Origin of the sequence: Hymenobacter sp. BT491 (assembly GCF_014349165.1) — a bacterium.
In the GTDB taxonomy this organism is placed as follows: Bacteria; Bacteroidota; Bacteroidia; order Cytophagales; family Hymenobacteraceae; genus Hymenobacter; species Hymenobacter jejuensis.
In genome coordinates this window covers 389,223-401,235 of record NZ_JACSJJ010000003.1, presented here as the reverse complement: position 1 = coordinate 401,235, position 12,013 = coordinate 389,223, and the positions used below count along the sequence as shown (strand labels likewise).

Genomic DNA, 12,013 nt, shown 5'->3' with positions numbered 1-12,013 from the left:
CGGGGCAGCTTTTTTCGGGTGCCGATGCGGTCCCGCCGTCGCCGGCTCGATTGTTAAAGTAGCGGATGCCAAGCGAGTTTTTAACTTGCGTCCGTCAACCCAACCATTATCGCCCATGCGTTACGGCTCCATCGCCCCAACTTTGTTTACTCACAACCGGCGCAACTTCACCCAGCAGCTGTTGCCGGCGTCGTTGGCAATTTTCCATTCCAACGACATCATGCCCACCAACGCCGATGGGACGATGGCCTTCCGGCAGAATAACGACCTTTTCTACCTTTCTGGGGTCGATCAGGAGGAAAGCATCTTGTTGCTTTTCCCCGATGCCAAGCTGCTCCAGCACCGCGAAATACTCTTTCTGCGCGAAACCAGCGACCTGATTCTGGTTTGGGAAGGCTACAAGCTCACCAAAGACGAGGCGTGCCAACTGTCTGGTATTAAGACGATTATGTGGCTCGATAGTTTCAAGCAGGTGCTGACTGCCCTCATGAACGAAGCCGAACACGTGTACCTCAACTCCAACGAGCACATCCGGTCGGTGGTCGAGGTCGAAACCCGCGATGCGCGCTTTATCAAGGAGATAAAGGCCCAGTACCCGCTGCACGACTACCGCCGCGCGGCGCCCATTCTGCACCATCTGCGGGCCATCAAGTCGGAAGAAGAGATCCGGTTGATGCGCGAGGCCATGAACATCACCGAAAAGGCCTTCCGGCGTGTGCTGGGCTTTGTGCAGCCCGGGGTGTGGGAATACGAGATCGAGGCAGAGATCGTACATGAGTTTGTGCGCAACCGCTCGCGCGGGCCGGCGTACGGCAGCATCATTGCCTCGGGCGCCAACGCCTGCATTCTGCACTACGTTTCCAACGACCGCGAATGCAAAGACGGCGACGTGCTGCTAATGGACTTCGGCGCCGAATACGCCAATTACGCCGCCGATCTGTCGCGCTCCATCCCCGTTAACGGCACGTTTACCAAGCGCCAGCGCGACGTGTACGAGGCCGTGCTGCGGGTCATGAAATTTGCTACTTCCAACCTGCTGGCCGGCAACAACATCGAAGACTACCACGCCGCCGTGGGGCGCACCATGGAGCAGGAGCTGATCAAGCTGGATTTGCTCACCGAATCGGACGTGAAAAATCAGGATCCGAGCGCGCCGCTCTACAAAAAATATTTTATGCACGGCACTTCGCATTATCTGGGCCTTGATGTGCACGACGTCGGCGCCAAGTACCGGGTATTTGAGCCTGGTATGGTATATACTTGTGAGCCAGGTATTTATATTCGGGAAGAAGGACTGGGTATTCGGCTTGAAAACGATATCCTGATCACGCGCAGCCAGCCCGAAGACTTGATGAAGAATATCCCGCTGGAAGCCGACGACATCGAGCGGCTGATGCGTGAAGCTCGAGCGTAACTGCCTGATTCGCTGAGGCAACTGAAAAGTCCTGGGGCAGCAAAGCGAGCTTTGCTGCCCCAGGACTTTGTATTTTACAAGGATACATCAGCCCATATTTATAAATATCTGGGTAATTAGATATAGGTTTGCTACCGCAGAATAAGGCATATAAACAGGGCGAAACTCGGCAGAAACCAAGTCCGCGCTTCCGCCGTAGGTTGGTGTAATCTGGATAGAAGATTGACATAGCTACAACTTTATTGCACTACAGGAAGTATAGGCCCTTAGTCGTGCTTTACTGCCGGAGTTGTTAGCCGAAGTAATGCGTACCAAAGATTCCCAAAACGTTCTAACTATGAAACACCTCTTAACAACAGCAGCGGCCTTCGGGCTGGCGCTCCTGTCGGCCGTGCCAGAAGCTCAGGCGCAGAGCGCTGACAAGAAGACCGGCATTAGCCTTTACGGCAGCGGCCTGCAGTACATCGGAGACCTCGGTACTGGCGCCTACAAGTACAACCGGATCGGTTACGGTGGCGGCGTCACCATTAGCCGGTACATCACGCCGGGCATCGATATTGGCTTGGCGGGTAACTATGGCATTCTGAAATATACCGGCAAAAACGGTACGGCCCACGACGGCGTCGGATTCGAAGCCGATGCAACTACCATCAACATTCCGATCAAGCTGAAGCTGAACAACGGCTGGGCTCTGAAGGAAGACGCGGTGATTGCTCCTTACCTGCTGATTGCACCAGGTGTTTTGATTGCTAGCTCCGACCATTACCAGCCGGAGCGCCGGTTGGTTGACAACGTAAACTATAAGGCGTTCGATCTGCACGGTGCAGCAGGTGTCGCCTTCCAGTTTTCGCCAGGCTTTGCGGTGTTTGTCCAGACTGGCATTCACCAGCAGTTTGGTACTGATATGATTGACGGCGTTAGCGGCGGCCACAAAGACCGCTATCTGCAACACTCGGCCGGTATCACCATCAACCTCGGCAAAGCCAAGGATACCGACATGGACGGCGTTCCGGACCGGAAAGACAAATGCCCCGATACCCCTGCTGGCGTAGCGGTTGACGAAGCCGGCTGCCCACTTGACGGCGACAAAGACGGTGTTCCGGATTACCAAGACAAGTGCCCAACTGAAGCTGGTACGGCCGCTCTCGAAGGCTGCCCAGACCGTGACAACGACGGCGTGCGCGATTCGGAAGACGAATGCCCAGACCAAGCTGGAACGGCTGCCCTCAAAGGTTGCCCCGACGCCGACGGTGACGGTGTAGCTGACAAGAACGATACCTGCCCGAACACGCCGGCCGGTACTCAGGTTGACGCCACGGGTTGCCCAATCGTACTCGATAAAGACGGTGACGGTGTCCTCGACAACGTAGACAAGTGCCCCGGCACCCCAACTGGTGTTCCAGTTGACTCGACGGGTTGCCCCATCATCGATCCGGCCATCCGCAGCCTCGAGAAGCCAATCACGTTCGAAACCAACAGCACCGTGATTCGGAAGAGCTCGTACCCAACGCTGAACAAGATGGTTCAGGCGCTGAAAGATCACCCAGAGCTAAGCATCCGCATCTCGGGTCATGCTGACAGCCGCGGTACCGACGAGTACAACCAAGGCCTGTCGGAGCGTCGTGCTGAGTCTGGCAAGAAGTTCTTCGTAGGTCGCCAGATTGATCCGGCTCGGATCACGACGGAAGGCTTCGGCGAATCGCAGCCAGCTGCTCCGAACACGACCAAGGCAGGTATGGCGAAAAACCGCCGTGCAGAATTCAAATTCGAATTCTACATCCCAAGCCAGCCCCAGCCCTAATCGGCACTGAGGCAAACTAAAAAAGGGCGAACCGCAATGGTTCGCCCTTTTTTTGTGCCTACAAAAGACAGCAGTGAAGAGTATGGGCTGCGAAAAGTGTATGTGCCGAGCCCAACCCGCCGAGCCTCGAACCAAGAGTATCAGCAGCAGGCCATACTTTTGATCTATGTCATTACCCGATTCTTTGATTCCTGCCAACGATATCCAGCGCCTGCACGCGTTAGCGCCCTATCAAGTGCTGGGAACTGCCCCCGACGCGGTGTTCGACGAGGTTGTTCGGCTCACAGCTAAGTTGTTCGGGGTACCCATTGCCTTGGTTTCTTTGATTGAAGAGGACAGCGTATGGTTCAAGGCCAACTTTGGCTTGGCTAGCGCCGAGCGGGTCGCCCGTAACGAAAGCATCTGTTCCGTGGCCATTTTGCAGGAGGAAACGACGATCTACGAAGACTTGCGTGCGCAGCCCTGCCACCTCACCAATCCTGGCGTAGCCGAAGCATTGGACCTGCGCTTTTACGCGGGGTACCCATTGCGTACTACCGAAGGCCATTCGATTGGTGCCCTGTGCATCATCGACCGGCAGCCCCGGACTCTTTCTCCGATGGAACAAGAGCGCTTGCAAAAGTTGGCGGCCGTGGTCATGAAAATGATGGACCTGCGGCTGGCTCTTAAGCAACAACCTACACAAGCGGTTGTAACCTGGTTGCAACTGTATCACCATCTGGATCAGTCGCTTACGCGGCTGGATACACTGGGGAAGCTAATTCAGTGGGAAACTTCGCCCACCACTGCGGCAGCCCTCGATTACCAGCAGTCTATCCAAGAAGAGGCTACGTTGGTGACCCGCGTGCTTGACGAACAAACCACAGCCGCACTGTCGGCTTTGCAGCGCAGCTAATTCGCCGCTTAGGCGAAGAACAGCTTACAGGTTTTCTGGAACCGACCGCTAAGAGTGGCAATAGATAAAGACTTGATAGTCAGATATTTATGAAAAAGGCCCTGTCATGCAAACGACAGGGCCTTTTTACTTTTATGGTGGTTAAGCGTACGCGCTACTTAGTAGTCTCGCTGATGACGCCCGGCAAAAACTTAGTTAACGCAGTTACCTGCTCGCGGGTGAAGTTGCCGGAAATAGAAGCCAGCACGAACGAATCCGGAGCGCCATCGACGTGGCCGGATGCCGCAATCTCCTGCACCTTATCGCCCGACTGGCGCGTGGCGTAGCGCATGGTAGTCGAGCCACCCGATTCGGCTAGGGCCGTATAGCGCTCATTTTGCAGCAAGCCATCAACCTCCTTGGTCAGGCCTTCGGCAACCAACTTCTGCGAGCTGGCCGAAGTAGGCGTAAACGTGATGATGCGAAAGCTGCGAATGGACGTCAGGGCTTGGCTAAGGTCGTTGTCGCCCCCAAACTTGCCCAGCTTGCTGAGCAGCAGGCGCGTGGTCAGTCCCGCCGACCAGTCGGTGGTTTTGAAGCCGGGGCGGCCCTCGTATTTACTGAAAAAGGCAGCAACCGTGCGGGCAGGTGTACCGGGGCCGGCAGTGCGGCAGCTGCCCAGCGCGAGAAGCGCCAGCACAGTGCAGATGGTGATCAGGCGAAGTTTCATGGCGGTAAAATGAGCGAAAAAATTATGATTCGCTCACCCATACGCAGCAACTCCCGCCTAGTTGGCTGCCGCAGTGCTAGTCGAAGGCAACAGAATTGAGGAAAAACACGTCGCGGTCGCTGCCGCGGTCGGCGTGCACGTGCTGGTAACCAAAGGCCAGAAACCGGCTTCCGTACCACGGCAACAGCCCTTCCTGGCTGGCATTGTTGGCTTTCTCTTTCGTGCCCGTCGAGGAAGTCTGAACCGGAACCTCCAAGTCGTTGGGCGAAGAAGCCGTGTGATCGACGATTTTGTAATGGATCTTGTTGTCTTCCATATAAGCCAGCACCAGCCGCTTGCCGTCGGGCATGGGGCGCAGGCGCACGGTTTCTTCCAAGTCGCCGTGAGAGTTGTCTTTCAGCACGAAAGTGTTGTCCCACAGTAAGTTGCCTTTCTTGTCGAAGCCGCACACGATGGCATGGCTGGAGTAGTAGCCATCGAAGCGGCGCAACGACGAGCCCATGCTTGAGTAAGGATAGGTGTACCCGTAGCTGTAGCTATTGCTATAGCCGTAGCCATCGTAGCGGTAGCGTGGGTAATACACCTCGGCCACCATTACGTAGCCATTCTGAAACGGCACCAAGTCATGAATCATGAGGCGGAAGTGCAGGCGCAACTGACGCTCGGTGGCCCGCAGGCGCTCGCCGCGCTGTCGCAAGCGGGCTTCGCGGGCGGGCTTCATGTAATCGAAAAAGTGCTTCAGGTTGAGGAAATCGTAGAAGCGCAGCGAGGGACGCCCACCAGTGGGCGAAGTTCCGGCCGCCAAATCAGCGGCAAACAGGCCCTGCGAATACCGCGAGTCGCGCAGGGTGTAGGTGCCCGTCAGCAGGCGCTGGTCGTCTTCGCCGGGGCTGATTTGCGCGGTGAGCAAGCCGCGTTCGCTTTCGGCCTGCACATATTCCGAGTGCAGCAAGGTGCCTTTATCGGAAAGCTGCTTGACCAGCAGGCGCGATTTGAGTCCATTCGATTGGCTCATCACGAACTTGGCGCGCTTGCTGGTAGAATCGGCCAGGAAGGTGAAATTGGTCGGAATTTCTTCGTAGACCGACGGCAAAAACCGGTACTCGTTGTGCTGCAAATCGAGCAGGAGCACGGTCATGTGGCGTTCCAACAAAACAGTCACAAACAGGTTGCCGTCGAGGGCCTTTACGTCGTAGAGGTCGCGGGTATCGGTCATGCCGCGCGAGTTTTTCATGTCGAAGGTGGTGGTGTGCACCATGCCCGTCCGGCCGTTGAGCGTCGCGACCAGAAGCCGCCGCGCCGAGTACTCCGACTGAAACAGCGCGTACACGCTGGTGCCCTCGAAGGTGGTGCGCACGAGCCGAAACTCCTGGGGTACTTCCAAAGGCGTTTCCCAACGCTGCCGCAGCTGAGAATCAAACTTTTGGAAAAAATAATGATTGCGGCTAGAGCTGTACGGGTCGCGGTCGACGAGCAAGACCACGCTGCTGTCTTCCAGCAGGGGGTGCACCTGCACATCGCTGTTGTAGGTTTGCAAAGCCAGCTCGGCGCGGGCGGGCTGAGTAGGGGCCGGGTGGTTCTGGGCGACGCTCCATCTCACCGACCCTGTGCTGAGCGTCAGGAGCAGGACAAGGAATAGAATTTGTTTCATAGCAGTGCGAGAAAACGGTTCCCAGTGACGTACAGTAAGATACGATAAACCCTAGGCAATTGCACAGGGTTTTCAGCCCACCAAATGCTTTTTCAGCATTCCTGACCAAAAAACCAGCGAAATCCAAGTACCACTTGCCTAGAACATGAAAAACCTGCCTTGCTTACGCAAAACAGGTTCTGAAATGACTAAAACCGGAGTTGCAGAATCAGCTGCCCAGTTCCAGAACCGTATCGAAGTCTTCGGGGCGCAACGGCATCACCGACAGCCGCGATTGCCGCAACAGGCCGATCTGGTGCAGGCGGGCATCTTGCTTGATTCGCGTTAGGGTTACGGGGTGCGCGAGAGCCTCTTGCGGCTGCAATTCTACGGCTACCCAGCCGCTGCCGGGCTCAGCGGTAGCATCAGGTGCGGCCGCCTTGCTGACTGCAGCGACGCCAACTACCGTTTTGTCGGATACGCTGTGGTAGAACAGCACCAGGTCGCCGGGTTGCATTTGTTGTAAGTAATTGCGAGCCTGATAGTTACGGACGCCTGTCCAATCGGTGTAACCATCACGCAGAAAATCGGTCCAGGAGTATTTTTCGGGTTCGGATTTGACGAGCCAGTAGTTCATGGCCGCAAACCTACACAGGAATGCCTGGAGATCGGAAACAACAAATCGCCCCTGCTTTTGACCGGCGATTTGCTTGGCCCGGCAGGAATGAGGCTGGGCGTTATTCGATACGCCTCACTTTCAGGACGTTATTTTCTAGAGACAGAATCTCAAGCTTATAATCCGGGTCGCGCTTGTCGTCGAGGGAAATCCGGATAATGCGGTCGCCTTCGGCCGTCCAAGTGCCTTTGCGGCCTTCTAAGCCGTCGGTAGGAGCGATGTCGTATTGGGTAAACAAGCCGTTGTGCGTGAAGCTGAAGCCCGTACGGCCCCGCGAAGGCGGGAAACTGTAGGTATTGGGCCGGTACACGCGCACATCGCCTTGGTCTTCTTCGTGGGCGTGCAGCCAAGTGCCTTCCAATTCCTTAAACTCGGCCATTTTGTGTGTATCGGGTTTGCAGGTCCCGGCCAGCAGCACAACGCTTAGGCAAACCAAGAGGGTGAACAGGCGCATACGGCGGCACGAACAAAGATGGAAGGAAGCACGAACAAGGCGCGTAACGCGCCGTAAAGCGAATGTACGACATTGCCCCGTACCTTTACCTGCCCGCTCCGACCCACCTTCCGGCTTTTATTTGTCTACTCTCTTGGATAACCGCGCCCTCATTCGTGCCTTCCGGCTAGCTGCTTCGTTGCTGGAACTGCACGACGAAAATCAGTTTAAAATCCGGGCGTACGAAGGCACCGCCGCTGCCCTCGAACGCCTCGAATTCCCGGTGGCCGACCTCGACCGCACCGGCTTGCCCGACCGCACCGGCCTGAGCAAAACGGCGGCCGCCCGTGTCGCTGAGCTGCTCGATACCGGGACCTTCGACGAGCTTACGCGCCTGCTTAGCATCACGCCCGCCGGCGTGGTAGAAATGCTCAATATCAAGGGCATCGGCCCCAAAAAGATCCGGGCGTTGTGGCGCGAGCTGGGCATCGAAAGCCCAGAAGCCCTGCGTGAAGCCGCCGAGCAAGACCGCGTGAGCAAGCTAAAGGGCTTTGGCAAGAAAACGCAAGATGCTATCCTGCAAGCACTTGAGTTTACGCAGCAAAGCCGGGGCAAGCTACTCTTCCCGCAAGCCGAAGCCTTGGGCGAAGACTTAGTGGCTCGCCTTCGCGAAACCCTCCACACCGACAAAGTAGCTGTAGCAGGAGAGATCCGTCGCCGCTTGGAAGTAATTGAGACAGTGGCTGTTGTGGCCGCTACCGCGCAGCCTTGGCAAGCGCACGCCATGCTGAATGCCCTCGATGGCCTGACGCATGATGCAGCGCGCTCCGGACCTTTTGCGTGGCGCGGCACCGCCACCGAATCCGGCGTGAAAATCGATGTGCGCCTCGTTTCCAAGGAGGATTTTACCAATCAGCTTTTCTTGCTCACGGGCACCGAAGCCCACCTGTGCGAACCTTTGGCTGAGGCGGGCCCCGGCCAGCCCGCCACGTTGCGCCAACTCGTGAAGCGCGAGCGGTTTTATCAGGAATCGGCTATCTATCAGAAAGTTGGCTTACAGTATGTGGAACCTGAACTGCGGGAAGGACTCGGTGAGTTGGCCTTGGCCAAAGACCAAAAACTGCCGCAGTTACTGGAAGAAAGCGATCTGAAAGGTTCGCTGCATAACCACAGCACTTACTCCGACGGGTCGCACTCGCTGCGGCAGATGGCCGAATGGCTGCGCGACCACGGCTTCGAGTACCTCGGTATCTGCGATCACTCGCAGGCAGCGCATTACGCCAACGGCCTCAGCGTCGAGCGTGTGCGTCAGCAGCACCGTGAAATCGACCAGCTAAACCAGGAATTAGCGCCTTTTCGCATTTTCAAAGGCATTGAAAGCGATATTCTGGGCGACGGCTCACTCGACTATTCGCCCGATGTGCTGGCCTCCTTCGACTTTATTGTGGCCTCCATCCACAGCAATCTCAAAATGGATCAGCACCGCGCGACCGAGCGCCTGCTGCGCGCCATCGACAATCCGTACACAACCATGCTAGGCCACCCCACCGGGCGGCTGTTACTGCGTCGTGAGGGGTATCCTATCGATTACAAAGCGGTTATAGATGCCTGCGCAAAACGCGACGTCATGATCGAAATCAACGCCAATCCCTGGCGCCTCGACCTCGATTGGCGATGGGTGCATTACGCGCTGGAGCAGGGCGTGCGCTTGAGCATCAATCCTGATGCGCACCACACCGATGGCTACGCCGACATGCGCTACGGCGTGCTGATGGGGCGTAAGGGCATGCTTACTAAAGAAATGACTTTCAATGCCTTATCTGGGGAGGAAGTAGCAGCCTACTTTGCCGAGCGCAAGGCGAAAATCAAGCCGCCGGAAGAATTTAAAGCAACCTTGTTCGGCTAGCGAAGGCGCTTATGAAAATTCTCGTCCTGCGCTTTTCTTCCATCGGCGACATCGTGCTGACTACGCCCGTCGTGCGGGCGTTGAAGCAGCAAGTGCCTGGGGCACAGGTGCATTTCTGCACCAAGCCTGCTTACCGCAGCATCGTCGAACCGAACCCCTACATCGACAAAGCGCACTACTTGACGGGTTCGCTGAACGAGTTGGTGGCCGAACTGCGCGAAGAGCGTTTTGACTTCATAATCGACCTGCATCGCAACCTGCGGACGCTGCTTCTGAAGGTGCAGCTTGGCGTGCCCAGCCGCAGCTTCGACAAGCTGAATTTTCAGAAATGGCTGCTCGTCAACTTCAAAATCGACCAGTTGCCGCGGCTCCATATTGTAGATCGTTACTTGGCGGCGGCCAAATCGTTGGGCGTGCGCAACGATGGGCAGGGGCTCGATTATTTTATTCCGGAGGCGGAAGAAGTAGACATAAACACATTGCCTTCTGGTTTTCAGCGCGGGTACGTAGCTTTTGCCATCGGGGCCCAGCACGCGACCAAGCGCCTGCCCGTTGAGCGCATCATCGAGCTGTGCGCGTTGCTGCGGCGGCCCATTGTGCTGCTTGGCGGTCCCGAAGATGAAAGCACCGGCCACGTCATCGAGCTGCATTTCGACCATACCCCAGCCGTGGCGGAGGCCCCGCGTACCGTTCCGGTCAGCCCGTATTATTTCCCCAAAACGTCGGGTATACAAGTTCCCAAGACCATAATCTATAATGCTTGCGGGCATTTTTCACTTAACCAATCGGCTTCGTTGGTGCGGCAGGCGCAGTTTGTTGTGAGCCACGATACCGGACTGATGCACATTGCGGCCGCGTTTCAGAAGGAAATCTTTAGCGTGTGGGGCAACACGGTGCCGGAGTTTGGGATGTACCCGTATCGTACGGAGTTTAAAATCTTGGAAGTAAGGGGGTTATCGTGCCGGCCGTGCTCTAAAATCGGCTACGCGAAGTGTCCGCAGGGGCATTTCAAGTGCATGCGCGACATTTCCTTTGATTTGGAACTGCCCCCTCCGCACGACGGGCGATAAACTCAAGGGGGCATTTGCGGCAGGAGAGTGAGAATATGATTTTTGGAATATTGGCATAAGACTTGTGTTATTGCCGGCTTATTATTGCTGCTGCGGTCAGGCAGAGCCTTTATTCCTCACTTCCTTTTCTTACTCTATGCAGTTTTCTACCCTTCGAATGCTGGCCGTAGCGCTGGTGTGCACTCTTCTTACGGCTTGTGGCCCCAATATTTATTTAGCTAACGATTTTCGGTCTTATGCGCCTAAGCATAAAACGGTAGCCATTTTGCCCGCTACCGTAACCATGCAATTGCGCCCCAATCAGGCTCGTAATACAACAGCCGAGCAGCAGCGCGACCTAGAAGCAAAAAGCGGCATTGACTTTCAAGAGAAAATTTACGCTTGGCTGCTGCGTCGCAGTCAGCAACGAGGCTACACTGTGCAGTTTCAGGATGTAATGCGAACGAACTCCTTGCTGCGCGAAAGCAACATTCCGTATGGCGAGTTGCGCACGCATTCGCCCCAGGAACTAGCCAAGCTCCTCGGGGTAGATGCTGTCCTGACTACCAGTGTGCGCACCAGCAAACCGATGAGCGATGGCGCCGCTGTTGCCGTAGGTCTGTTGGTAGGGGCCTGGGGTGCCACTAACCAAGCCAACATCACCGTGGACATCCACGAGGCCGACGCCGGCAAGTTGCTGTGGAAGTACGACTATGTGGCTTCCGGCTCGGTGGGTAGCTCTACCGAAGGCATGGTAGGCGCACTGATGCGCAATGCGTCCAAGAAATTCCCTTACACACCTAAATCATAAGTAGCAACGCCTGACTGCTCCTTATCGAAAAGGCTGTTTCTCCTGCAGGAGGAACAGCCTTTTTGTTGAAAAAAGGCTAATATTTAGCCCGCAAGCATCAGCTTAAATGCACTGATGCTTAAGCCCTGTGCTACTCGGCAGCAGGCCATACTGCGCAGTAACTTTTGCAGAATATTAGTGTTGAGCTAGTTACACCATCCAAAGCTTACGGTTATGGCTGCGAATAAAGATGTAGTGGTTCGGGTTGCGCAAGGCGCTTTACTGGCCGACGTACAGGCTGGTCGCCACACTTTCCGGGTAGATGAGCCCATCGAAGTAGGAGGGCAGGACACCGGCCCTACGCCTTACGACTTGCTTCTTAGTGCGTTGGGCGCGTGCACGGCCATCACATTGCGCCTGTACGCCGACCAGAAGAAGTGGCCGCTGGAATTGATTGAAGTGCGCCTGCGTCACCAACGAGTGCACCGCGACGACTGCGTGCAGTGTGAGATGGCGAGTGCCATGCTGGAGGAAGTGCAAAAGGAACTGCGGCTGATTGGCCCCCTTACGCCGGAGCAGCGACAGCGGCTGGAGGCGGTTTCGCAAAAATGTCCTGTGCAGAAAACCTTGGCGGCGGGCATTCGCATTGTGTCGCGCCTAGTACCCGAAGGCGCCGAATTTGCGGCTTAACTTGTTGCCGACAGCGAAAT

10 protein-coding genes and 1 pseudogene are annotated in these 12,013 nt (G+C 56.2%); 7 read left to right on the top strand and 4 right to left on the bottom strand.

The features are described from left to right. Window positions 1–115 precede the first annotated feature (115 nt). The 3 genes and pseudogenes from H9I52_RS13220 to H9I52_RS23320 all read left to right on the top strand — a co-directional run. Complete coding sequence (locus tag H9I52_RS13220; RefSeq protein ID WP_187454255.1) at window positions 116–1,414, top strand: aminopeptidase P N-terminal domain-containing protein; 1,299 nt, start codon at window positions 116–118, stop codon at window positions 1,412–1,414. Window positions 1,415–1,751: 337 nt separating this feature from the next. Further along, window positions 1,752–3,215: an OmpA family protein gene (locus H9I52_RS23255; protein WP_139516114.1), complete on the top strand. Its 1,464-nt coding sequence runs from the start codon at window positions 1,752–1,754 to the stop codon at window positions 3,213–3,215. Between the two features lie 166 nt (window positions 3,216–3,381). Beyond that, window positions 3,382–3,840, top strand: a pseudogene (locus H9I52_RS23320) (GAF domain-containing protein); the annotation flags it as partial. 424 nt (window positions 3,841–4,264) lie between these two features. Here H9I52_RS23320 and H9I52_RS13205 read toward each other — a convergent pair. From H9I52_RS13205 to H9I52_RS13190, 4 genes are all read right to left on the bottom strand, one after another. Then, window positions 4,265–4,819, bottom strand: coding sequence for a DUF4252 domain-containing protein (locus H9I52_RS13205; RefSeq protein WP_187454253.1), 555 nt, complete (start codon window positions 4,817–4,819; stop codon window positions 4,265–4,267). A 76-nt stretch (window positions 4,820–4,895) separates the two neighbouring features. After that, the gene (locus H9I52_RS13200; RefSeq protein ID WP_187454252.1) at window positions 4,896–6,470 is read right to left on the bottom strand and encodes a hypothetical protein; all 1,575 of its coding nucleotides are present in this window, start codon (window positions 6,468–6,470) and stop codon (window positions 4,896–4,898) included. A gap of 208 nt (window positions 6,471–6,678) precedes the next feature. Next, entirely contained in the window at window positions 6,679–7,086 is a 408-nt protein-coding gene (locus H9I52_RS13195) for an EVE domain-containing protein (protein ID WP_187454251.1), read from the bottom strand. Window positions 7,087–7,186: 100 nt separating this feature from the next. Next, on the bottom strand, window positions 7,187–7,579 hold the full coding sequence (locus tag H9I52_RS13190) for a lipocalin family protein (RefSeq protein WP_139516119.1): 393 nt from the start codon (window positions 7,577–7,579) through the stop codon (window positions 7,187–7,189). Window positions 7,580–7,700: 121 nt separating this feature from the next. Here H9I52_RS13190 and polX point away from each other — a divergent pair, with 121 nt between their 5' ends. The 4 genes from polX to H9I52_RS13170 all read left to right on the top strand — a co-directional run bounded on the left by polX (window position 7,701) and on the right by H9I52_RS13170 (window position 11,993). Beyond that, entirely contained in the window at window positions 7,701–9,464 is a 1,764-nt protein-coding gene (polX, locus tag H9I52_RS13185) for a DNA polymerase/3'-5' exonuclease PolX (protein ID WP_262386070.1), read from the top strand. An 11-nt stretch (window positions 9,465–9,475) separates the two neighbouring features. Beyond that, the gene (locus H9I52_RS13180; RefSeq protein ID WP_187454250.1) at window positions 9,476–10,534 is read left to right on the top strand and encodes a glycosyltransferase family 9 protein; all 1,059 of its coding nucleotides are present in this window, start codon (window positions 9,476–9,478) and stop codon (window positions 10,532–10,534) included. A 136-nt stretch (window positions 10,535–10,670) separates the two neighbouring features. Continuing rightward, entirely contained in the window at window positions 10,671–11,324 is a 654-nt protein-coding gene (locus tag H9I52_RS13175) for a hypothetical protein (protein WP_139516121.1), read from the top strand. A gap of 213 nt (window positions 11,325–11,537) precedes the next feature. Continuing rightward, entirely contained in the window at window positions 11,538–11,993 is a 456-nt protein-coding gene (locus tag H9I52_RS13170; RefSeq protein ID WP_187454249.1) for an OsmC family protein, read from the top strand. Window positions 11,994–12,013: the final 20 nt, after the last annotated feature.